A 22,368-nucleotide genomic window follows, 5' to 3' on the forward strand; every position below is an offset into this window, starting at 1 on the left:
CCGAGGAGTGATCGATGCAGCACGCGGTCGTGGAGCGCATGCCCACCCTCTACCTCTCGCACGGCGCCCCGCCCCTCGCGGACGACCCGGTGTGGACGCGTGAACTCGCCGACTGGTCCACGCAACTCCCGCGACCGGCGTCGATACTTATCGTTTCCGCGCACTGGGAAGAGGCCCCGCTCGCCCTGGGCGCGACGGCGACCGTGCCCCTCGTCCACGACTTCTGGGGATTCCCGGAGCACTACTACGGCGTCAGGTACGAGGCCCCCGGCGCGCCGGAACTCGCCGCCTCGGTACGCGTGCTGCTCGGGGGCGCGGGAACGGCCGTGTGCGACGTGCCCGAAAGGGGTCTCGACCACGGGGCCTACGTGCCGCTCAAGGAGATGTTCCCCGCAGCCGACATCCCGGTCCTGCAGATCTCGATGCCCACCCTGGACCCCGGCGAGCTGATGCGGATCGGGCGCGCCCTCGCACCGCTGCGCGACGAGGGCGTGCTGATCGTGGGCAGCGGCTTCTTCACGCACAACCTCGCGGCGCTGCGGCTGCCGGACGGGGAGGTGCCCTCCTGGTCGGCGGAGTTCGACGACTGGGGGCACCGCGCGCTCGCCGCACAGGACGTCGACGCCCTGCTGGACTTCAGGCACAAGGCGCCCGCGGGCCGTCTCGCGCACCCCAGGACGGAGCACTTCGCGCCCCTGTTCGTGACGCTCGGTGCGTCGGAGGGGGACCTCGGCCGGGGGCGGAGCGTGATCGACGGGTTCTGGAGGGGGCTGGCGAAGCGGTCGGTGCAGTTCGGCTGATCCGGTGGGCGCCCGGCCGATGCCGTCCGCGGCCGCCGCGCGACCGGCCGTTCGGGTGCCGCCGCACTCCGGCCCGGTGTGCGTGCCGGTCGGACGGCCGGGTGCGGCGGCACCCGGCCCTCAGATGTCCCGAAACGTTTCGATCTGTGCCCCGACCGAGTTGAGGCGTTCCGCCAGGTCCTCGTAACCGCGGTTGATGACGTAGACGTTCCGCAGTACGGAGGTCCCCTCCGCGGCCATCATCGCCAGCAGCACCACGACGGCCGGGCGCAGTGCGGGCGGGCACATCATCTCGGCGGCGCGCCAGCGGGTGGGGCCCTCCACGAGGACCCGGTGCGGGTCGAGGAGCTGGAGCCGGCCACCGAGGCGGTTGAGGTCGGTGAGGTAGATCGCCCGGTTGTCGTAGACCCAGTCGTGGATCAGCGTCTTGCCCTGCGCCGAGGCGGCGATGGCCGCGAAGAACGGCACGTTGTCGATGTTCAGGCCCGGGAAGGGCATCGGGTGGATCTTGTCGATCGGGGCCTGGAGCTTGGACGGGCGCACGGTGAGGTCCACCAGGCGGGTGCGGCCGTTGTCGGCCACGTACTCCGCGGACCTGTCGTGGTCCAGGCCCATCTCCTCCAGCACGGCCAGCTCGATCTCCAGGAACTCGATCGGCACCCTGCGGACCGTCAGCTCCGACTCGGTGACCACGGCGGCGGCCACCAGGCTCATCGCCTCCACCGGGTCCTCGGAGGGTGAGTAGTCCACGTCGACGTCGATGGTGGGAACGCCGTGCACGGTCAGCGTGGTGGTGCCGATGCCCTCCACCCGCACGCCCAGGGCCTCCAGGAAGAAGCACAGGTCCTGGACCATGTAGTTGGAGGAGGCGTTGCGGATGACGGTCGCACCGTCGTGCCGGGCGGCGGCCAGCAGGGCGTTCTCGGTGACGGTGTCACCGCGCTCGGTCAGCACGATCGGGCGGCCCGGGGTGACGTCGCGCTGGACGTCGGCGTGGTACAGGCCCTCGGTGGCGGTGATGTCGAGCCCGAAGCGGCGCAGTGCGATCATGTGCGGCTCGATGGTGCGGGTGCCGAGGTCGCAGCCGCCCGCGTAGGGCAGCTTGAAGCTGTCCATCCGGTGCAGCAGCGGGCCGAGGAACATGATGATCGACCGGGTGCGGCGGGCGGCCTCCGCGTCGATCGCGTCCATGTCCAGGTGGGCGGGCGGCACGATCTCCAGATCGACGCCGTCGTTGATCCAGCGGGTGCGCACCCCGATGGAGTTCAGCACCTCCAGCAGGCGGTAGACCTCCTCGATGCGGGCCACCCTGCGCAGGAGGGTCCTGCCCTTGTTCAGCAGGCTGGCGCAGAGCAGCGCCACGCAGGCGTTCTTGCTCGTCTTGACGTCGATGGAGCCGGAGAGGCGGCGTCCGCCGACCACGCGCAGGTGCATGGGACCTGCGTAGCCGAGGGAGACGATCTCGCTGTCCAGGGCTTCTCCGATCCGGGCGATCATCTCAAGGCTGATGTTCTGGTTCCCGCGCTCAATACGATTGACCGCGCTCTGGCTGGTGCCGAGCGCCTCGGCGAGCTGCGTCTGTGTCCAGCCGCGATGGTGACGGGCGTCACGGATGAGCTTGCCGATGCGTACGAGGTAGTCGTCTGACATACATGCAGGGTATCTCAGATATGAGATGTCGCGCGTTGAGGGGGCGCGCTGGCGTGGCGGGCCGGGGCAGGGGCAGGGGCGGGGTTGGGCTCGGGTGAACCCGGGTGCACCGGGGTGCCCTTCGACGGTCCGCCCGCCGGGCGCCGCCCGCAACTCGACGGGTGCCGTCCGGGGGTCCACCCACCGTGCGGATGCCCCCTCCCCGCGTCCTCACTCCCACCCGGACGTACCGGGTGCGAGCGCGGACCCGCCGGGCGGCCCCGGGCTCTCGGATGCGGCCGGGCGCCACTCCCGCCATGATGTGGGGACCCCGGTGTTCCCGGACGACGCGATCGCCGCGGCACCGCCGGGCGGGCCCGCACGCCCGGCGGTGCCGCTCGGCCCCCCCTCCGCACATGACCGGCCCGCACCTATGTACTAGAGTTATCTCGACATCGAGATATCTGCCGGGACGCACCGGCCGCCATCTCGGCAAGGCCCACCCGATCACGCCATGAGGGCGCCATCCGGACCCGCACGGCGCGGCGGGCGCCTTGTCGGACCGGCGGGTGAGCCGTGACGGCACCGCGCGGTGGCAGCCGCACCCGGGTGCGGGCGGTGGTATGCGCGGATACGTAAACACGAAGGAGACTGTCGTGTCGGCGAACAGCTTCGACGCCCGCAGCACGCTGCGCGTGGGCGACGAGTCGTACGAGATCTTCAGGCTGGACAAGGTGGAGGGCTCCGCGCGCCTTCCCTACAGCCTGAAGGTGCTGCTGGAGAACCTGCTCCGCAACGAGGACGGCGCGAACATCACCGCCGACCACATACGTGCGCTCGGCACCTGGGACTCCGCTGCCCAGCCCAGCCAGGAGATCCAGTTCACGCCGGCCCGCGTGATCATGCAGGACTTCACCGGCGTGCCCTGCGTGGTCGACCTCGCCACCATGCGCGAGGCCGTCAGGGAGCTCGGCGGCGACCCGGCGAAGATCAACCCGCTGGCCCCGGCCGAACTGGTCATCGACCACTCCGTCATCGCCGACAGGTTCGGCACCCCGGACGCCTTCGCCCAGAACGTGGAGCTGGAGTACGGCCGCAACAAGGAGCGCTACCAGTTCCTGCGCTGGGGCCAGACCGCCTTCGACGAGTTCAAGGTCGTCCCGCCCGGCACCGGCATCGTGCACCAGGTCAACATCGAGCACCTGGCGCGTACGGTCATGGTCAGGAACGGCCAGGCATACCCGGACACCCTGGTCGGCACCGACTCCCACACCACCATGGTCAACGGCCTGGGCGTGCTCGGCTGGGGCGTGGGCGGCATCGAGGCCGAGGCCGCCATGCTCGGCCAGCCCGTCTCGATGCTCATCCCGCGCGTCGTCGGCTTCAAGCTGACCGGTGAGCTGAAGCCCGGCACGACCGCCACCGACCTGGTGCTCACCATCACCGAGATGCTGCGCAAGCACGGTGTGGTCGGCAAGTTCGTCGAGTTCTACGGCGAGGGCGTCGCCGCCACGAGCCTCGCCAACCGCGCCACCATCGGCAACATGTCGCCGGAGTTCGGCTCCACCGCCGCGATCTTCCCCGTGGACGCGGAGACCCTGAACTACCTGCGCCTGACCGGCCGCAGCGACCAGCAGGTCGCCCTCGTCGAGGCCTATGCCAAGGAACAGGGCCTGTGGCTGGACCCGGCCGCCGAGCCCGACTTCTCCGAGAAGCTGGAGCTCGACCTCGCCACGGTCGTGCCGTCCATCGCCGGACCGAAGCGCCCGCAGGACCGTATCGTCCTCGCCCAGGCCGCCCAGCAGTTCGCGCAGGACGTGCGGAACTACGTCGCCGAGGACGAGGAGGCGGGCAAGGAGTCCTTCCCGGCCTCCGACGCCCCGGCCACCGCCAACGGGGTGCCGACCCGCCGCGTCCCGGTGACCGCCCCCGACGGCACCAGCTACCAGCTCGACCACGGCGCCGTCACCGTCGCCGCGATCACCTCCTGCACCAACACCTCCAACCCGTACGTCATGGTCGCCGCGGCGCTGGTCGCCAAGAAGGCCGTCGAGAAGGGCCTCACCCGCAAGCCGTGGGTGAAGACCACCCTCGCGCCCGGTTCCAAGGTCGTCACCGACTACTTCGACAAGGCGGGCCTGACGCCGTACCTGGACAAGGTCGGCTTCAACCTGGTCGGCTACGGCTGCACCACCTGCATCGGCAACTCGGGCCCGCTGCCCGAGGAGGTCTCCAAGGCGGTCAACGAGCACGACCTCGCCGTCACCTCGGTGCTCTCCGGCAACCGCAACTTCGAGGGCCGGATCAACCCCGACGTCAAGATGAACTACCTGGCGTCCCCGCCGCTGGTCGTCGCCTACGCGCTCGCCGGTTCGATGAAGGTGAACATCACCGAGGACCCGCTCGGCACCGACCAGGACGGCAACCCCGTGTACCTCAAGGACATCTGGCCCTCCGAGGCCGAGGTCAACGACGTCGTGGCGAGCGCCATCGGCGAGGACATGTTCACCAAGTCCTACCAGGACGTCTTCGCCGGTGACGCGCAGTGGCAGGCGCTGCCCGTGCCGACCGGCAACACCTTCGAGTGGGACGCCGAGTCGACCTACGTCCGCAAGCCCCCCTACTTCGAGGGCATGAGCATCGAGCCCAGCCCGGTGGAGGACATCGAGGGCGCACGGGTGCTGGCCAAGCTGGGAGACTCGGTCACCACCGACCACATCTCGCCGGCCGGTGCCATCAAGGCCGACACGCCCGCCGGCACGTACCTCACCGCGCACGGCGTCGAGCGCCGGGACTTCAACAGCTACGGTTCGCGCCGCGGCAACCACGAGGTCATGATCCGCGGCACCTTCGCCAACATCCGGCTCCGCAACCAGATCGCGCCGGGCACCGAGGGCGGCTTCACGCGTGACTTCACGCAGGACGGCGGTCCGGTCTCCTTCATCTACGACGCCGCGCAGAACTACCAGGCCGCGGGCGTTCCGCTGGTGGTGCTCGCCGGCAAGGAGTACGGCTCGGGATCGTCCCGTGACTGGGCCGCCAAGGGCACCGCGCTGCTCGGCGTCAAGGCCGTCATCGCCGAGTCCTACGAGCGCATCCACCGCTCGAACCTCATCGGCATGGGAGTCCTGCCGCTGCAGTACCCGCAGGGCCGGAACGCCGAGTCCCTCGGCCTGACCGGCGAGGAGACCTTCTCCTTCAGCGGCGTCACCGCCCTGAACGACGGCACCACCCCCGCCACGGTCAAGGTCACCACCGACACGGGCGTCGAGTTCGACGCGGTCGTCCGCATCGACACCCCCGGAGAGGCGGACTACTACCGCAACGGCGGCATCCTGCAGTACGTACTGCGCCAACTCGTCGGTTCTTTGACCTGACGTGAACGAGGCCGGGCCCCTGCATCTCGCGCGCGGGGGCAGGGCGCTCGCGCGCGGCGGGCGGAAGACGCGCCTGCGACCATGATCCCATGCGATCTGTTCCCGGAGCGGAGCTGCGCATCCTACGACGAAGAACTCCGCACCTGGTACCAGGTGCGGAGTTCTTCTGTCCTTGCGAGCGTGTGGCGAACGAGCGCCTGGTACTGCAACGGTGCCTGCCGTCACTGGGGGCCAGGTCGGTCGTTGGTGCGGTCATGGGTGGGGACCTTGCTGGTGTCAGGTTGTGGGCGCATGAACCGCACGCTCTGCATGAGCGGTTCGGGCATCGGTTCAAGGGATCAGAGCCGCGGGGATCGGCACTGGCCTATACGCGATGGCTGATCGCTCCGCTGCGACGCAAGAACGGCTGGACCCTGGCGGAGGAGGTCGGTCACGCGGGCCCGGAGCGCATCCACCGGATGCTGAACCTGATCGACTGGGATGCCGACGAGATCCTCGGCCGGACGTTGATCGACCGCCGTCTGTATCTGCCTATGTCCGGGACGGACGACCGGGAACAGTGCCGTCGGGCCGCATCGGTGACGAGGTCGCCTTCGAGACGAAGGTGGCGATGGCCAAGGCGATCGTCCGCCGGGCGATCGCCGACAAGGTGCCCTTCCGGTGGGTGACCGCGGACGCCGCCTACGGCTTCTCCAGCTCCTTGCGCAGCCGCTTGAGCTCCGCGCGCTCGGCGCTGGTCAGCTCACCGGAATCGTCCTTGCCCCGGCGCGCCTTCCCCCGGCGATACCACCGCGCAGGGACTCGGAGCTGATGCCGAGTCCCCGTGCGACTGGCCGTGACCGTCCTGCCCGAGGAATCGACGAGCGCGATCGCGTCCCGCTTGAACTCCTCGGTGTACCGCTTCGTGTACTTGCTTCCCACCTGGTGCTATTTCCTCTGGGCCCTCAAGATCACCAGTCTCCGGCTGTCCACGATCAAGGGGAAGCTTCGATCCTGCACTACCGCCGGTACAAGGACGAGGAACTGCCCTCGTGGAAGGAGGAGCACAACGCCTCCCACCGCCGCGCCCGCGCCGAGCACACTTTCGCCCGCATGAGGAACTGGAAGATCCTGCGTGACCACAGCCTGAGAGGCGACGGAAACCACCACGCCATGCCCGGCATCGCCCGCCTTCACAACCTCACTGGATGACAGGCGAACGAGCAGGTCAACCACACATGCTCCCGAGCATGCACGGGACACCGTCAGTGGACCGCAAGCTGGAGACGGGTAACGTCGAAATCAAGCGACTGCAGGTGTGCGCGGGTGAAGCACCACCCAGGACGATCCCGAAACCAACCCTCGTGACTGAACGGAGTCTGCCCGTCACCCATGGTGCTCATTGAGGGATAGTAGGCCGATCAGGAAGGCATACACGGACCGGCGGAGAGCGTCCGTGAAGTCTGTCTTCATGAACGCAAGGGTGGGGTCGGAGTCGTAGACCGCGCGAATTGCGGGCGCCGGGTGAGTCGCGACCTCGGCCGACACGTTGTGCTCCAACACCCCGGCCTGTGCGCTGACCGGCCTGGCCCTCGACGAACCCGCGTCACCTTGAAGAGCTGAAAACGCGTGAGTCCAGAGCGCGCCGACCAGCACGATGATCAGCCTGCTCGCCTGCGCCGCTTGCTCCGGTTCGAGTCTCCTCGACCTCGCTGCGGGAGACTTTCTCGCAGGGGCGGTCGAGCAACTTGTCAAGTAAATGACAAGGTCAGGACAGGTTGGATTCGTGTACAGGTTGACGAGGTGCGCGCGGTCCCGGCGGCCCGCTGAGATCGGTCGTGCCCGAGGTCGCGATCACAGGAATTCCGTGCGCCTCGTGGCCTTTGTCGGTCTGCGGAGCCGTTCCGGGCCGCTGGCCGTGCTCCGTCCCTCCGAGTCGCCATCCGTGGTGCTCGATGGTGGTATATCACTATTTTCCTGTTGATGGGTTTCGGCTCGACATGCCGAGAAACCCGCTCCTCAACCCTCCGTGGGCAGGCGAACCACGGGCCGCGCTCACCTTGCTGCGACCTGTCGTCGGTTCTCGTTGAGATCGCGCACTGTTCGAGGCAGGCCGCGTCGGCCCGGACGGAGTCGGGCTGCTGCCGCTCCGGCGCGCAAGCGCCCGGAGCGGCAGCAGCACAACCAGGACACCGACGGAGCGGGACCGCGTCCACGCACGCATACCTGTACGCGGGCTTCGACGAAGGAGTACCTCATGGCCAAGGCAGTCGGGATCGACCTGGGAACCACCAACTCGGTGATAGCGACCTGGGAGGGCGGAGAGGCGACGGTGCTGCCGAACTCCGAGGGCAGCCGCACCACACCCTCGGTGGTGGCCTTCACCGACACCGGCGAACGACTGGTGGGCCAGCTCGCCCGCCGCCAGGCCATCCTCAACCCCAAGGGCACCGTCTACTCGGCCAAACGCTTCATCGGCCGCCGTTTCGACGAGATCCCCGAGGAGGCGAAGGCGGTCGGCTTCGATGTCGTCGCCGACGACCAGGGCAACGCCCGCTTCGAGGTCCGCGAGAAGCTGTATGCGCCCGAGGAGATCAGCGCGCTCGTACTGCGCAAGCTCGCCGACGACGCCGGCAAGCAGTTGGGCGAGCGGGTGACAGAGGCCGTCATCACCGTGCCCGCCTACTTCAACGACGCTCAGCGCACCGCGACCAGGGACGCAGGGCGCATCGCCGGTCTCGAGGTGCTGCGCATCATCAACGAGCCGACGGCCGCCGCGCTCGCCTACGGCCTGGACAAGAAGGGCCACGAGACGGTGCTCGTGTTCGACCTCGGCGGCGGCACCTTCGATGTGAGCCTGCTCGACGTCGGCGAGGGGGTCGTCGAGGTACGGGCCACCGCGGGCGACGGCCACCTCGGCGGCGACGACTTCGACCGGCGCCTGGTGGACCACCTGGCGGACCGCTTCCAGCAGGAGAACGGCATCGATCTGCGCAATGACCCGCAGGCTCTGCAGCGGCTCTTCGAGGCCGCGGAGAAGGCCAAGACGGAGCTGAGCTCGGTCACCCAGACGCAGGTCAGCCTGCCGTTCATCACGGCCGACGCCTCCGGCCCCAAGCACCTCACCGAGACGGTCATGCGCTCCACGTTCGAGCAGATCACCCAGGACCTGCTGGAGCGGACCAGGGAGCCGGTGCAGCGGGCGATGGAGGACGCCAAGATCGGTGAGAGTGACATCGGTGAGGTCATTCTCGTCGGCGGCGCCACCCGGATGCCGGCCGTGCAGGGCGTGGTGCGGCGGCTCACCGGCGGCAAGGAGCCGAACATGAGCGTCAACCCGGACGAGGTGGTGGCGCTGGGTGCCGCGATCCAGTCCGGTGTGCTCAAGGGCGAGGTCAAGGACGTCCTGCTGCTCGACGTCACACCCTTGTCGCTGGGTGTGGAGACCTCGGGCGGCGTGATGACGAAGATCATTGAGCGGAACACCACGATCCCGGTGCGCCGCACCGAGACCTTCTCCACCGCCGAGGACAACCAGCCGGCCGTCGACATCGTGGTGCTCCAGGGCGAGCGCGAGCTGGCCGCCGACAACCGCGTGCTCGGCCGGTTCCGCCTGGAGAACATCAGGCCGGCTCCGCGTGGCGAACCGCAGATCGAGGTGACGTTCGACGTCGATGCCAACGGCATCGTCAACGTCGCCGCGCGGGACAGGGACACCGGGGCCGAGCAGAGCATCACCATCACCGAGGGCTCGAACCTCGACCGCGGCGAGGTCGACCGGATGATCCAGGAGGCCGAGGAGCACCGCGGCGAGGACAGGGCCCTGCGGGAGGCCGTGGACGCACGCAACGAACTGGATGCCGCCGCCTACCAGGTCGAGCGCCAGATCAACGAACTCGGCGACGCGGCCCCGTCCCACGAGAGGTCCCGGGCCGAGATGCTGGTCGGCGACGCCCGTGACGCCGTCAGGCAGGAGGCCCCGCTGGATCGGGTCAGGTCGTTGACCTCCGAGTTGCAGCAGGTGTACGCCTCGCTCGCGGCCCACCGGTCCGGCGGCGGCGCGGGCGGGCCGGGGCGGGCCGGTGCGGAGCGCGACGAGGGCGGCCCGGGCCGGTCCGACGACGTGATCGACGCCGACTTCGACAAGAGCTGAGGTCCGCATGTCCACGGAGCAGGAACCCAGCACGCAGGGCGAACCGCGCCGGGAGCCACCGCCCTCGCAGCCACAGGGGGAGGAGCCCGCCCGTGGCGCCGGACAGGAGCAACCCGCCGCGCAAGAGGAACCATCCGTGCCGCAACCGGAAGAGCAGCCGCCCGCGCACCCGGAGCAGGAGCCGGCCGCGGCGCATGAGGACCGGAGCGCCGCGGACGTCGCCGAGCTCCGGGACCGCTGGCACCGCGCTCTCGCTGACCTGGACAACCTCCGCAAGAGGCACGCGAAGGAACTCCGGCAGGTGCGGGCGGAGGAGCGTGCCCGCACCGCCGGGGCGTTGCTGCCCGTCATCGACAACCTGGAACTGGCCCTTGAGCACGCCGGATCCGAGCCGTCCGCCGTCCTGAAGGGCGTCGAGGCGGTGCGCGACCAGGCAGCCGAGGTGTTCGCCCGGCTCGGATACCCGCGGTACGAGGAGACGGGTGTGCTCTTCGACCCGGCACGGCATGAGGTCGTCGGCGTCGTCGACGACCCCGACGCTCCGCCGAACACCGTGGTCCAGGTCCTGCGCCCCGGCTACGGCGAGGACGGCGACCTGCTGCGGCCCGCCGCCGTCGTGGTCAGCAAGCGGCAGGAGTGACGCCGATGGCACGGGACTTCTACAGCGTTCTCGGGGTGTCGCGCGACGCGGGCCAGGATGACATCCAGCAGGCCTTTCGCAGGCTGGCGCGCCGGTACCACCCCGACATCAACAAGGACCCGGCGGCGGAGGAACGCTTCAAGGAGCTCAACGAGGCCTACAGCGTGCTCTCCGATCCTGGCACCCGGCGCCGCTACGACCGGTTCGGAGAGGACTTCCGGCAGGTCCCGGAGGACTACGAGGAGCGGGTCGCCGCTGGTGCGGGCGCCCGCGGCGGGGCGCGCGGCCGGCCCGGCGGCGCAGGCGTGCGCACGGGCTTCGGGGGCGGTTTCGAGGGCGTCGACATCGACGACCTGCTCGGCGGGATCTTCGGTCGGGGCGCCGGACGGGGCGGGACCTGGGGTGCCGTGCCCGGCGCTGACCAGGAGGCCGAGCTGCCGCTCGGCGTCGAGGAGGCCTACCGCGGAGGCCGCCGCTCCGTCACCCTCACCGGCCCCGAGGGGGAACGCACCTACGGGGTCGACGTGCCGCGCGGGGTGATCGACGGACAGCGCATCCGGCTGGCCGGCGAGGGCGGCCGGGGCAGCGGCGACGCCCCGTCCGGCGACCTCTACCTGCGGGTGCGCATCAGGCCCGACTCCCGCTACCGCCTGGAGGGCCGGGACATCCACGTCGCCGTCCCGGTGACGCCATGGGAGGCGGCGCTCGGCGCCACGGTGCCCGTCCGCACCCCGGGCGGCACCGTCAAACTCAATCTCCCCGCCGGCTCCTCCAGCGGCCGCAGGCTGCGGCTGCGCGGCGAGGGGATGCCCAACCCGCGCGGCCGTGACGGCGACCTGTACGCCGAGGTCCGCATCATGGTGCCGCCCGAGCCGGGCGAGAGGGAGCGTGAGCTCTTCGAGGAGCTGGCGGCCGTCTCCACCTTCAACCCGAGGGAGACAGGATGACCAACGACCCGCGGCGCGCCGCCGCACCGGCCGGCGGGAGGCGCATGGCGTCCGCGCCGGCGCGCAGGCGCCCCCCGAACGTCCTCGTCCGCAGGTACGCCATCGTGCCCCTGGACCGGCTCAGCCTGGATGCCACCGCCAGGCGCTCCGGCCTCCACCCCGACCTCGTCCGGCGGATGGCGGCGCTCGGCGTCGTGGACGCCTCGCGCGACGCCCACGGCCGGCTGTGGTTCGGCCCCGGCGCCCCCGCCACCCTCGCCCGGGCCCAGCGGCTACGGGCCGGACTGCACCTCAACTACGCGTCCGTCGGCTTGGTGCTCGACCTGCTGGAGCGGATCAGCGAGCTGGAGGCCGAACTGAGGCGCAGCAACGCCGGCTGCAGGAGTGATGAATCGTGGATATGAACCGCCTCACCCAGAAGTCCCAGGAAGCACTCCAGGAGGCGCAGACCATCGCGGGCCGGCTCGGCCAGACCGAGGTCGACGGCGAGCACCTGCTGCTCGCGCTCCTCGAACAGCGGGAGGGCCTCGTGCCCCGCCTGTGCGAGCAGGCGGGTGTCGACACCGAGGGGCTGCGCACCGCGGTGTCCGGTGAGGTCTCCCGCCGGCCCAAAGTGACAGGACCGGGCGCCGCGCCGGGGCAGGTCTACGTCACCCAGCGGCTCGCCGGGGTGCTGGACGCCGCGGAGCAGGAGGCGGGGCGCCTCAAGGACGAGTACGTGTCCGTCGAGCACCTCGTCCTGGCGCTCGCGGACGAGGGCTCGCGCACCGCGGCGGGCCGCCTGCTGAAGGAGTACGGCCTCACCAAGGACGCGTTCCTGAACGCCCTGACCCGCATCCGCGGCCATCAGCGCGTCACCTCGGCGACTCCCGAGGAGGCCTACGAGGCGCTGGAGAAGTATGGTCGCGACCTTGTCGCGGAGGCGCGGAGCGGCAGGACGGACCCGGTGGTGGGCCGGGACGCCGAGATCCGCCGCGTGGTGCAGATCCTCAGTCGGAAGACGAAGAACAACCCCGTGCTGATCGGCGACCCGGGCGTCGGCAAGACGGCCATCGTGGAGGGCCTTGCCCAGCGCATCGTCCGCGGTGACGTGCCGGACGGGCTGCGCGACAAGACCATCTTCGCGCTCGACATGAGCTCCCTGGTGGCGGGCGCCAAGTACCGCGGCGAGTTCGAGGAGCGCATGCAGGCCGTCCTCGGTGAGGTCAAGGGAGCGCAGGGCCGCATCCTGCTGTTCATCGACGAACTGCACACGGTCGTCGGTGCGGGCGGGACCGAGGGCGCGATGGACGCCGGGAACATGCTCAAGCCCATGCTCGCCCGGGGCGAGCTGCATATGATCGGCGCCACCACACTGGACGAGTACCGCAAGCACGTCGAGTCCGACGCCGCCCTCGAACGCCGCTTCCAGCAGGTCATGGTGGACGAGCCCAGCGTCGAGGACACCGTCTCCATCCTGCGCGGCCTACGCGAGCGCCTGGAGGTGTTCCACGGCGTGAAGATCCAGGACACCGCCCTGGTCGCCGCCGCCACCCTCAGCCACCGCTACATCTCCGACCGGTTCCTGCCGGACAAGGCCATCGACCTCGTGGACGAGGCCTGCGCCCGGCTGCGCACGGAGATCGATTCCATGCCCGCCGAACTCGACGAGATCACCCGCCGGGTGACCCGTCTCGAGATCGAGGAAGCGGCCCTGGCAAAGGAGGAGGACCCCGCCAGCCGCCAGCGCCTCGACGACCTCAGGCGAGAGCTGGCCGACCTGCGCGCCGAGGCCGACGCCATGCACGCCCAGTGGGACGCCGAGCGCCAGGCCATCCGGCGCGTGCAGGAGCTGCGCCAGGAACTGGAACAGGTGCGCCAGGACGCCGAGGAGGCCGAGCGCCGTTACGACCTCAACCGCGCGGCGGAACTCCGCTACGGCAGGATCGCGGAACTGCAGCGCCGGCTCGAGGCCGAGGAGGAGGGGCTCGCCGCCAAGCAGGGCGAGAACCGTCTCCTGCACGAGGTGGTCACCGAGGACGAGATCGCCGAGATCGTGGCGGCCTGGACCGGCATCCCCGTGACCCGGCTGCAGGAGGGCGAGCGGGAGAAGCTGTTGCGCCTGGACGAGATCCTCGCCGAGCGGGTGATCGGCCAGGAGGAGGCCGTCGGACTGGTCAGCGACGCCATCATCAGGGCCCGCTCCGGCATCCGCGACCCGCGCAGGCCGATCGGCTCGTTCATCTTCCTCGGCCCCACCGGTGTCGGGAAGACCGAGTTGGCCAAGGCGCTCGCGGAGGCGCTGTTCGACAGCGAGGAGAGCATCGTCCGCCTGGACATGAGCGAGTACCAGGAGCGCCACACCGTGAGCAGGCTGGTCGGCGCACCGCCCGGGTACGTCGGTTACGAGGAGGGCGGCCAGCTCACCGAGGCGGTGCGCCGCAAGCCGTACTCCGTAGTGCTCTTCGATGAGATCGAGAAGGCGCACGCCGACGTCTTCAACACCCTGCTCCAGGTCCTCGACGACGGGCGCATCACCGATGCCCAGGGCCGCACGGTCGACTTCCGCAACACGGTCCTCATCATGACCTCCAACATCGGCTCCGCCCACCTGCTGGACGGTGCGACCGTGGACGGCGAGCTCAAGCCGGACGCCCGTGCTCTGGTGATGGGCGAGCTGCAGAGCCACTTCCGGCCCGAGTTCCTCAACCGCGTCGACGACATCGTGCTGTTCAAACCGCTCGCCATGGAGCAGATCAAACGGATCGTCGAGTTGCAGTTCGACGACCTGCGGCGGCGCCTGGCCGAGCGGCGGATCACTGTCGAGCTCACTGAGGACGCCCGTGAGCACATCGCCCAGCAGGGCTTCGACCCCGTCTACGGTGCCCGGCCGCTGCGCCGGTACATCTCGCACGAGGTCGAGACGCTCGTCGGACGCGCCCTGATCCGCGGTGAGGTGCAGGACGGCGCGACGATCCGGGTGGACACGCGGGACGGCGAACTGACCGTCACCCATGACGGCCCCGAGCAGCGAGCCCCTGTCGGAAAGGCAGCGTGAGACCGGTGGCCGACGAAACGGACAGGGTGACCACCTGCCGGAACTGCGGCCGGAACAACCGCGTCCCGGCGGTGGGCGAGGGGCGTCCGCGCTGCGGCAACTGCGGCGCGGAGCTGCCCTGGATCGCCGACGCCGGCGACCAGGACTTCGCGGAGATCGCCGAGCAGGCCGAGCCGATCGCCCTCGTCGACCTGTGGGCCGCCTGGTGCGGGCCCTGCCGCAAGGTCAGCCCCGCCCTGGAGGAGGTCGCCGGGCAGATGGCCGGGCAGGTCAAGCTCGTCAAGGTCGACATCGACGCCGCACCGCGCCTGGCCCAGCGGTTCGACGTGCATGCGGTGCCGACCCTGCTCCTGCTCGATCACGGAGAGGTGATCGGCCGGCAGGCGGGCGCCGCACCCGCCGCGGCGCTGCGCCAGTGGGTCGAGGAGACCATCGCAAGCCGCCGTGGAGCCAGGGCGACGGCGCACGGATGAAAGGGACGACACCGATGACACTGCAACCCGATCCGCACCTCGCCATGGTGCGCCCGGTGACCCCGAACACCCCGCAGGGCTGCGAGGAGTGCCTGGCCCAGGGAACCGGCTGGGTCCACCTGAGGATGTGCCTCACCTGCGGGCACGTGGGCTGCTGCGACTCATCGCAGGGCCGGCACGCCCGACGGCACGCGGCCGCCAGCGAGCACCCCATTGTCCAGTCCTACGAGCCCGGTGAGGACTGGCGGTGGTGCTTCGTCGACGAGGCGATGGTATGACAGGGGCCGACGGCGTCCGCCTCACCGAGACCCCCGACCGGTGCGGCGCCTTTCCCCGGCTGACGCCGGAGCAGCTCGACGCCCTGGGCGAGCACGGCGAACGCCGCCGGGTCGAGGAGGGCGACGTGCTGTTCCGCGAGGGACAGCGATGCGAGGAGTTCCTGGCCATCCTCAGCGGGTTCGTTGAGGTCGTGCACGACCTCGACGGCATGGAGCAGCGGACCGTGGCCGTGCACGGCCCGGGCCGCTTCCTTGGCGAACTGGGCCTGCTTGAGGGCCAGGCGGCGTTCGACACGGCGATCGTGCGAGAGCCCGGTGAGGTGCTCGCCGTACCGGTGCAGCGCCAGCGGTCCCTGGTCGCCCGGGACCCGGTCCTCGGCGACCTTGTGCTCCGTGCCTACCTCGGGCGGCGCTCCATGCTGATCGGCCTGGGTGCGGGCTTTCGGATCCTGGGCTCGTGCTACTCGCCCGAGACCCGGCGGCTGCGCGAGTTCGCGGCGCGCAACCGGCTGCCGCACCGGTGGATCGACCTGGAGAAGGATCAGGAGGCCGAGGCGCTGCTGCGGAGGTTCTCCGTCCGACCAAAGGAGACTCCCGTCGTCATCTGGAAGGGCCGTAAGGTGCTGCGCAACCCCAGCCTCACTGAACTCGCCCGGCTGATCGGCCTGCCCGCACCCACGCCCGACATCGCCCGCAGCGATCTGCTGGTGGTCGGCGCCGGTCCAACTGGCCTTGCCAGCGCCGTGTACGGGGCCTCCGACGGGCTCGACACGCTGCTCGTGGACGCCGTCGCCACCGGAGGCCAGGCCGCGGCCTCCTCGCGCATAGAGAACTACCTCGGCTTTCCCGCCGGGATATCCGGCGGGGAACTCATAGAGCGGTCCGTGATTCAGGCCCGCAAGTTCGGCGCGCGGATCACCGTGCCACTGGAGGCCACAGGTCTCGAACGCCGCGACGACCACTATGCCGTCCGCTTCACCGACGGCACCCTCACCGAAGCGCGTACCGTCGTCCTCGCCCCCGGCGTGCGCTACCGCAAGCTCGATGCGCCCGGCATCGCACGCTTCGAGGGCACCAGCGTGTTCTACGCGGCCACGCTGCACGAGGCGCACCAGTGCGCCACGGAGCCGGTGGCCATAGTCGGCGGCGGCAACTCCGCGGGTCAGGCCGCGCTGTTCCTCGCCGAGTACACGCCCGAGGTGCGCCTGATCGTGCGCGGCGGCGACCTTGGCCAGCACATGTCGAGGTACCTGGTGGACCAGGTGGAGCGCCACCCGAGGATCCGGGTGCTGCTCCACCACGAGGTGCACGAGGTGCTCGGCGACGACGTCGTGCGCGCGGTGGCCGTCAGGGACAACACCACCGACCAGGTCAGGGAGGTGCCGGCCAGGTTCCTGTTCGTCTTCATAGGGGCCCGGCCGCATACCGACTGGCTCGCGGGCGCACTTGCGATGGACCGGCGCGGCTTCGTCCTGACGGGCTCCGACGCGCAGGCGGCGGCCGACCCGGACATCTGGGCGGCGGCGGGCCGCTCGCCGATGATGCTGGAGACCACGCTGCCCGGCGTGTTCGCGGCGGGCGATGTCCGGAGCGGGTCCGTCAAACGCGTCGCCTCGGCGTCCGGCGAGGGCGCCATGGCGACCCGGCTCGTCCACGAGCACCTGGCCGAAGAGGGCAACCTCGTCCGCACCCCCACCACCGGCGACCGCATGCCCGGCGGCGACTCCGGCGACCACACCCGCAAGCCCGGCGGCCGACAGCCGGCGATGGGCGGCGCGGCACAGCACTGACCCACCCACGTGCCAGGCAGACATGCACCTTCGCTACGAACTCATCGCATTTCATGGGGCATCGCTCCTCATGGTCGCTCAGCGTTCCCGGTCGCGGCAGGGCGGGCCGTAACGGTTACTCGCGAGCAGCGAGGCTTTGAGGAAGAGCAGCGACGCGGCACCTGCCGATCGCGGCGCCCACCACGATCGTCACCTCCAGGCCGTCCAGGATCCAGACCGTGCCGAGCCCCAGCACCACCCGCCAGTGGAACCGGACCATGGCAGCCGATCGAGTCGTGCGGCACGTCGGTGCGGATGTGCGCAGTTCTGCAGTCTCTGACATGGGTACCACCCCAACCAGCGGCGGACGCCCCTCGTCGGGCTCTTTCCGCTGCCTCTGTGGCGGGCGCTGCGGTCCCGCAGACAGCAGTCCTGAGCCCACGCGCGGCAGGCCCAGGGCGGAGAAGCGACCTCCCGCGGGCTGTCGTGCACAGGCCGGACCATCACAGCAGCAGGTGAAACAGGTCGAAGACGTGCTCCCACTGCGGGGTCAGCGGATGCCGGCGCTCCGGGTCCATCGTCCGCAGGGCACGAGCCAGCGCGACACTCACCCCGCCCGCCAGGTCAGGGAGCCGCGCATTGGTCTCCTCGCTCGCCGACGGCTCCAGCGCCGGCCGGGTCGTCAGCTCCTCAAGCAGCGGCCGCAGCTCGATGTCCTGGTCGATCTTGCGGAAGTCACGGATACACTCCTGGAGCCCCTTGGTGACGGGCAGGTCCTGCGGCTCGATCAGATCCCGGCCGTTTGCCTTCGCCCTGGTCGCGCCGATGAGGAAGAAGTCGTAGATCTTGTCGTTGACGAAGTCGTTGTAGGCCTTGACGTCGTTCTTGTCGACGGTCAGGCCTGCTGCCTCACGGAAGAACCGTTCGAACCTGCGCACGCCCATCACGGGCATTGCGATCACCTCCCGGCGAAGCCTCCACGGGTCAGTTCTGAGATCGCCAGCCGCCTCCTGCGGACGGCGGGCGCTGCTTCCTGGTGATCGCTGGGGCGTTCCTCGCCACGATCTTGGCCTCCATAATGGACGAGCCCCTCGGGCCCCGCACGTCGGGCCGGGACCGGGCCGTCCTCGGTATCAGCCGCTATCGCGTCTACTGCTCACGCACTCCGAGCTGCCGGGCAGGGCTCTGCGCCTGCCGAGTATTTCATCCGTGCAGCTCAGGGGCGTGTTCGGTGGTGCGGCAGGAAGAGTGCCCGTGTTGCTTCATCTTGCCTACCTGACCGTGACCAACGCGTTCGCCGCGCTGCGGCTGCTACCGAAGAGCGATCGCGACAAGGACGCGGAGATTCTCGCCCTGCGCCATCAGCTCATGGTCCTTGAGCGGCAGCTCGGTGCCGACCGGGTGACGTTCGCGTCGGAAGGCCGGGCTTTCCTCGCCGCTCTGCTGTTGCGCTGCCGCGCCAGGTTCCACGTCGGCTGCGTTTGCTGGTTCAGCCCGACACCGTGCTGCGGTGGCACCGGGATCTGTTCAAGCGTCGCCATGCCCGTACATGCCGACCGAAGGGACCAGGTCGCCCGCCCACCGTTCGCTCGATCCGCGATCTGATCCTGGGCCTGGTGCGGGAGAACCCATCCTGGGGCTATCGCCGCATACACGGCGAGCTTCCCACCCTCGGAGCACGCCGATGTCGTGGCGGCCGTCCAGGACGAGGTGCGCACCCAGATCGGCGCGCTCGCCGGAGCCCTGCGCGGATCCCTCGACGAGGTCCGCGAGCAGTGGCGATCCGACCTCGGCGAGATCCGTCAGGAGACCGCCGCCGTCGCCGCGGCGCTCCGGGAGCTCCAGGAGCTCCGCACGGACCCCACGCCCGAGGTGCAGGTGACCCCGGGGCACAGCCAGCTCCTGCGTCAGGCCGCGCGCGTGTCGTCTGCGGTGCTTCTGTGCCACCGCGACACCTGGGGGTTCGTCACCGCCCACGCCGGCAGGCACCCCCACTTCCGCGTGCCGCCGCAGGTCGCCGACAACGGTCACGAACGCGTCCGCGCCAGCGTGTCGGGACGTTCTCTGATCGCCCTGCTCATCAGCCTCTTCACCGTCGCGTCCCTGTCCCGGGAAGGCGACGGGGACCACGAGCTCGCCGGCACCGTCTACCAACGCATCAGCGAGAGCCTGTCCGGGCTGGACAGCGACGGGCAGCCGGTGACCATCGTCCTGGACGACCGCACCCCTTCGCCTGCTGAAGCGGAAGGCGCGGTGGAGGAAGGCCCTGCTCCGGACGCCCCTCTCTAGGGCCGTGTCCGGCGGATCATGGGGGCTCGGTCCCGGCTGAACCTCGCCTTGTGGGCCGCGGCTGCGACGATCCGAGACGACGCGGAGTGGAACCCCTCCTGCGGCGGGCGGTGGTATGCCCCGTCACCCCTGCGCCCGCACCATCTTCTCGACCTCCTTGAGGACGAGGCCGGGCCGGTCCTTCGGGACGTCGTGGGAGCTGCCCTTCGCGGTGACGAGAGTCCGGCCGGGTGCCTGCTTCACGAATGCGGCGGCGGCGTCCCGCCAACGCTGCGCGTCCTCGGGCGAGCCGTCGAACGGCGTCTTCTCCGAAACGATGACGGTCGCCGGAACCGTGTCCGGCCAGGAGACCTGGTGGTACGCCTCATGCATGGGGACGTAGCTCTCCGAGGTGGCGATGAGCTGCCTGTTCTGCGGCGTGGAGGGGTCCTTCCGCGCGGCGTCGACCGCGGGCCGGCCGGCGGCGACGATGCGAGCTGTCTCCTCGTCGGTGTAGAGCGGGGGGAGGCTGGCGTCGACGAGTACGGAGCCCGACACCAGACCAGGGTTCTCCTTGGTCAGGTAGGTCGCGATCTCACCGGCCTGCGAGTGGGACACCAGGATCACGTCGTCACTCACGCCGAGCGTGGACAGTCCCGTCTTCAGGTCGCTGACGGCGCTCTCGACGTCCCAGGGGCCGTCGACGGCCTCGCTCTCGCCCAGGCCGGCCCGGTCGTAGGTGATGATCTTGGCTCCGGTCGCCGTGTGCAGCCCGGGGACGATGTCCTTCCAGTACGAGGAGTCCTCGCCGCCGCCCGCGTCCAGCACGATGGTGGGCCCGCGTCCGTCGGTGACGTGGAAGGCGAGGCGGTGGCCGTCGTTGTCGATCATGTGCAGCTTCGATGCGGCCACCCGGCCCGCACCCGGTGTCGCCGAGGCGGAAGCCGGGGCGGGGGAGCCCGGGGGCGTGGAGCCCTCGTCGCCACACGCGGTGGCGACACCGGCGGTGACCGCCAGCAGCGCGATGCCCGACAGGGCACGGTGCGCGCGTCGGCGGGGCATGGGGATACGAGCCATCATGAGTGATTCCTGAGAGCTGGTGCCGCGGGGGATGTGAACGCATCCCAGTTTTCGCCTGAACCCGGCTCTGGCACATCCGGATACCAGGCCGATCAGCGGTGCGGTTGGCAGCAGTGGGCATGGTGGGGGTAGCCCCCGCTCCGTCACCTGCCATGACCGCGGGGGACTGACAGGGGACGGGCCTTGGCCGAGGCGGAGCCGGATCGAGTCGACGGCGACGGTGCCGCGGAAGACGTGGGCCCGCCTGTCGTGGCTGGTGGGTGCGCCACGAGGCGTCGTGGAGTCGAGTGGGGCCCTGGGGCGACGAGGGCGGCGCGGGGTGGACCGCGCCGCCCGGCTTCCACACCGGGACCGGCGGCCGGCCGCTGTCGGTGGCCAGGAACTGCGGGCCAGGGGACCGTTCGTGCGACGTCATGCCCGCCGCCCTGCGAGGACGGCGCTGCCTAGGAAGCAGTCCCGGGACGCGGCGGAACCGGTGGATGAGTCGCCCGGAAGACCGGCTGCGGCCCACCGGTCGATCGGGAGGCAACGCTTACGCACTCGTCCCCGCCGGTGGGCGACCGACGGCACCTCCGAGCGGATGCCGCGGGCGGGCCGCCGGCCGATCCGGAGGCGGCTCTGCTCGGCGGCCCAGCCCCCGCCGCCGCGCGTCAGGCCCTCACCACGTCGCCCGGCAGGGGGACCTCCCGCAGGGGGGACGAGGCGGCGGTGGGGACGCGGACGAGCGCGATGCCCGTGACGACGAGGCCGCGCCGGACCAGCCAGCGCCCGGAGAACGAGGTCAGCTCCTGCCCGCCGACCGTGGGCGGGGGAACCAGCAGCCTGGCGGTGAAGCCACCGGTGCAGGAGCCGAGGGGGGAGTCCTCGCTGACGGTGTCCGGGGTAGGGTCGATCCTGATCTCGGCCTCGTCGAAGTCGAGCTCGCGCCCGGTGAGCGGGAACCACGTCTTGTAGACGCTCTCCTTGGCGCTGAACAGCAGCCGGTCCCAGCAGACACCGGGGTGGCAGTCGTTCAGCTCGCGCAGCCGGATCACCTCCCGGCGCAGCGCGATGGCGTCGAGTACGCCGTCGGGCAGCGGCTTGTCGGGTTCGGCGTCGATGCCGAGCGAGGCGACGTCCTCGCCCCGGGCCACGGCGGCGGCCCGGAACCCGGCGCAGTGCGTCAGGCTGCCGACGATGCCGTGCGGCCAGGCGGGAGCGCCACGGCGGCCCCAGAGCAGTGGCGCGGGCGGCACTCCGAGGCGTCCCAGGGCCCGCCGCGCACAGAGGCGCACGGTGGCGAACTCCAGACGCCGCTGCGGCACGGCACGCGCGACGAGCGCCGCCTCCTCGGGGAAGAGCCCGAGTCCCGGTTCCGCGGGAAAGTCGGAGAAAGCCGCCTCGGCGGCGACCTTTCCCTCGGGCAGTATCTCCTCGATCACCTGGACATCACCTGGACCTCTTCCTTTCCCCCGGTCCGACGGTCTCGTGCATGCGCTACGAGTCCTTTTCGACGGCCTCGCGTACGCCTGTCCGTACGCCATGAGGCCTTGTGCGCGACGGTCGCTCCCGGCCGTGGTCCCCGGTGCCGCCAACCCTTGCGAAGCGAACCGGACGAGAGGCGCCACGGCGGGTTTCACGTGCTCGTTCGGGGCGTGCCTGAACGGTGGCATCGGAACGCCATCATGGATCGCGGGACCGCTACGGGGTACCCCTGATTTTCTGCTCCCCACCCCTATGGGGCCCTTATCGCCTCCACCGGCCGGGCACGTGCCCGAGTGAGCCGCGTCACGCGGGCCGCTCTGTCCAGCAAGGCGCCCGGCGCCTGGTCCAGCGGGATCGAGGACTTCTTCAGAGCGGCTTCAGCCTTCCGCAACCACCGGAACGAGCCCTGCCCGGACAGGGGGGACTTAGGGGTTACCTCCCGAAGGGCGCAACCGTAATCTGACGCTCCGTGGA

18 protein-coding genes and 2 pseudogenes are annotated in these 22,368 nt (G+C 70.4%); 14 read left to right on the forward strand and 6 right to left on the reverse strand.

Features of this window, described 5'->3' with window-relative positions:
- Positions 1–14: 14 nt before the first annotated feature.
- Positions 15–800, forward strand: a complete 786-nt coding sequence (locus IE313_RS24540) for a dioxygenase family protein (protein WP_229924913.1) — start codon at positions 15–17, stop codon at positions 798–800.
- A gap of 120 nt (positions 801–920) precedes the next feature.
- Here IE313_RS24540 and IE313_RS24545 read toward each other — a convergent pair whose 3' ends face one another.
- Entirely contained in the window at positions 921–2,450 is a 1,530-nt protein-coding gene (locus IE313_RS24545) for a helix-turn-helix domain-containing protein (RefSeq protein ID WP_189935828.1), read from the reverse strand.
- Between the two features lie 635 nt (positions 2,451–3,085).
- Here IE313_RS24545 and acnA point away from each other — a divergent pair.
- Both acnA and IE313_RS24555 read left to right on the forward strand, forming a co-directional pair.
- Positions 3,086–5,806 carry an aconitate hydratase AcnA gene (gene acnA, locus IE313_RS24550; RefSeq protein ID WP_308439210.1) on the forward strand — a complete coding sequence of 907 codons (2,721 nt, stop codon included), beginning with the start codon at positions 3,086–3,088 and terminating at the stop codon, positions 5,804–5,806.
- 281 nt (positions 5,807–6,087) lie between these two features.
- Positions 6,088–6,530: pseudogene (locus IE313_RS24555) on the forward strand (transposase); the annotation flags it as partial.
- Here the strand turns inward: IE313_RS24555 and IE313_RS24560 are convergent.
- A complete protein-coding gene (locus IE313_RS24560; RefSeq protein WP_189935911.1) occupies positions 6,488–6,727 on the reverse strand; it encodes a hypothetical protein in 240 nt (79 codons plus the stop codon). The pseudogene IE313_RS24555 and the gene IE313_RS24560 sit on opposite strands and share 43 nt — an antisense overlap.
- Positions 6,728–6,823: 96 nt before the next feature.
- On the opposite strand from IE313_RS24560, the pseudogene IE313_RS24565 reads away from it, so the two are divergent.
- The 9 genes and pseudogenes from IE313_RS24565 to IE313_RS24605 all read left to right on the forward strand — a co-directional run.
- A pseudogene (locus IE313_RS24565) lies at positions 6,824–6,997 on the forward strand (transposase); the annotation flags it as partial.
- A gap of 1,045 nt (positions 6,998–8,042) precedes the next feature.
- A complete protein-coding gene (gene dnaK, locus IE313_RS24570) occupies positions 8,043–9,938 on the forward strand; it encodes a molecular chaperone DnaK (RefSeq protein WP_189935830.1) in 1,896 nt (631 codons plus the stop codon).
- 7 nt (positions 9,939–9,945) lie between these two features.
- On the forward strand, positions 9,946–10,578 hold the full coding sequence (locus tag IE313_RS24575) for a nucleotide exchange factor GrpE (RefSeq protein ID WP_189935831.1): 633 nt from the start codon (positions 9,946–9,948) through the stop codon (positions 10,576–10,578).
- A gap of 5 nt (positions 10,579–10,583) precedes the next feature.
- Positions 10,584–11,525 (forward strand): DnaJ C-terminal domain-containing protein, encoded by a 942-nt coding sequence (locus IE313_RS24580; protein WP_189935832.1) that lies wholly within the window; start codon positions 10,584–10,586, stop codon positions 11,523–11,525.
- A 44-nt stretch (positions 11,526–11,569) separates the two neighbouring features.
- Positions 11,570–11,929 carry a chaperone modulator CbpM gene (locus tag IE313_RS24585; protein WP_229924922.1) on the forward strand — a complete coding sequence of 120 codons (360 nt, stop codon included), beginning with the start codon at positions 11,570–11,572 and terminating at the stop codon, positions 11,927–11,929.
- Positions 11,920–14,562, forward strand: coding sequence for an ATP-dependent chaperone ClpB (gene clpB / locus IE313_RS24590; RefSeq protein ID WP_189935835.1), 2,643 nt, complete (start codon positions 11,920–11,922; stop codon positions 14,560–14,562). The genes IE313_RS24585 and clpB overlap by 10 nt, the downstream gene beginning before the upstream one ends.
- Before the next feature lie 5 nt (positions 14,563–14,567).
- Positions 14,568–15,035: a thioredoxin gene (trxA, locus tag IE313_RS24595; protein WP_189935837.1), complete on the forward strand. Its 468-nt coding sequence runs from the start codon at positions 14,568–14,570 to the stop codon at positions 15,033–15,035.
- Positions 15,036–15,049: 14 nt separating this feature from the next.
- A complete protein-coding gene (locus tag IE313_RS24600) occupies positions 15,050–15,313 on the forward strand; it encodes a UBP-type zinc finger domain-containing protein (protein WP_189935839.1) in 264 nt (87 codons plus the stop codon).
- On the forward strand, positions 15,310–17,103 hold the full coding sequence (locus IE313_RS24605) for an FAD-dependent oxidoreductase (RefSeq protein WP_189935840.1): 1,794 nt from the start codon (positions 15,310–15,312) through the stop codon (positions 17,101–17,103). Before IE313_RS24600 ends, IE313_RS24605 begins: the two co-directional genes overlap by 4 nt.
- A gap of 115 nt (positions 17,104–17,218) precedes the next feature.
- Here the strand turns inward: IE313_RS24605 and IE313_RS24610 are convergent, their stop codons facing one another.
- Both IE313_RS24610 and IE313_RS24615 read right to left on the reverse strand, forming a co-directional pair.
- Complete coding sequence (locus IE313_RS24610; RefSeq protein WP_189935912.1) at positions 17,219–17,425, reverse strand: hypothetical protein; 207 nt, start codon at positions 17,423–17,425, stop codon at positions 17,219–17,221.
- A 160-nt stretch (positions 17,426–17,585) separates the two neighbouring features.
- Positions 17,586–18,035: a DUF1931 family protein gene (locus tag IE313_RS24615; RefSeq protein WP_189935841.1), complete on the reverse strand. Its 450-nt coding sequence runs from the start codon at positions 18,033–18,035 to the stop codon at positions 17,586–17,588.
- 256 nt (positions 18,036–18,291) lie between these two features.
- Between IE313_RS24615 and IE313_RS24620 the strand changes: the two genes are divergently transcribed.
- A complete protein-coding gene (locus IE313_RS24620) occupies positions 18,292–18,687 on the forward strand; it encodes a hypothetical protein (RefSeq protein WP_308439211.1) in 396 nt (131 codons plus the stop codon).
- Between the two features lie 84 nt (positions 18,688–18,771).
- Positions 18,772–19,371, forward strand: a complete 600-nt coding sequence (locus IE313_RS24625; RefSeq protein ID WP_189935843.1) for a hypothetical protein — start codon at positions 18,772–18,774, stop codon at positions 19,369–19,371.
- Between the two features lie 123 nt (positions 19,372–19,494).
- On the opposite strand, the gene IE313_RS24630 is transcribed toward IE313_RS24625, so the two are convergent.
- Positions 19,495–20,430: an alpha/beta fold hydrolase gene (locus tag IE313_RS24630; RefSeq protein ID WP_229924915.1), complete on the reverse strand. Its 936-nt coding sequence runs from the start codon at positions 20,428–20,430 to the stop codon at positions 19,495–19,497.
- Positions 20,431–21,080: 650 nt separating this feature from the next.
- Positions 21,081–21,851: a 4'-phosphopantetheinyl transferase family protein gene (locus IE313_RS24635; protein WP_229924916.1), complete on the reverse strand. Its 771-nt coding sequence runs from the start codon at positions 21,849–21,851 to the stop codon at positions 21,081–21,083.
- Positions 21,852–22,368 lie beyond the last annotated feature (517 nt).

This window comes from Streptomyces sulfonofaciens (assembly GCF_014656295.1).
GTDB classification, from domain to species: domain Bacteria; phylum Actinomycetota; class Actinomycetes; order Streptomycetales; family Streptomycetaceae; genus Streptomyces; species Streptomyces sulfonofaciens.

Excerpts from the sequence above, each read along its gene's own strand:
- IE313_RS24545 (WP_189935828.1), bottom strand. The coding sequence starts at position 2,450 with ATGTCAGACGACTACCTCGTACGCATCGGCAAGCTCATCCGTGACGCC.
- IE313_RS24600 (WP_189935839.1), top strand. The coding sequence starts at position 15,050 with ATGACACTGCAACCCGATCCGCACCTCGCCATGGTGCGCCCGGTGACC.
- IE313_RS24575 (WP_189935831.1), top strand. The coding sequence starts at position 9,946 with ATGTCCACGGAGCAGGAACCCAGCACGCAGGGCGAACCGCGCCGGGAG.
- IE313_RS24585 (WP_229924922.1), top strand. The coding sequence starts at position 11,570 with ATGGCGTCCGCGCCGGCGCGCAGGCGCCCCCCGAACGTCCTCGTCCGC.
- IE313_RS24630 (WP_229924915.1), bottom strand. The coding sequence starts at position 20,430 with ATGATGGCTCGTATCCCCATGCCCCGCCGACGCGCGCACCGTGCCCTG.
- IE313_RS24610 (WP_189935912.1), bottom strand. The coding sequence starts at position 17,425 with ATGTCAGAGACTGCAGAACTGCGCACATCCGCACCGACGTGCCGCACG.
- IE313_RS24605 (WP_189935840.1), top strand. The coding sequence starts at position 15,310 with ATGACAGGGGCCGACGGCGTCCGCCTCACCGAGACCCCCGACCGGTGC.
- dnaK (WP_189935830.1), top strand. The coding sequence starts at position 8,043 with ATGGCCAAGGCAGTCGGGATCGACCTGGGAACCACCAACTCGGTGATA.
- IE313_RS24540 (WP_229924913.1), top strand. The coding sequence starts at position 15 with ATGCAGCACGCGGTCGTGGAGCGCATGCCCACCCTCTACCTCTCGCAC.
- IE313_RS24615 (WP_189935841.1), bottom strand. The coding sequence starts at position 18,035 with ATGCCCGTGATGGGCGTGCGCAGGTTCGAACGGTTCTTCCGTGAGGCA.
- IE313_RS24580 (WP_189935832.1), top strand. The coding sequence starts at position 10,584 with ATGGCACGGGACTTCTACAGCGTTCTCGGGGTGTCGCGCGACGCGGGC.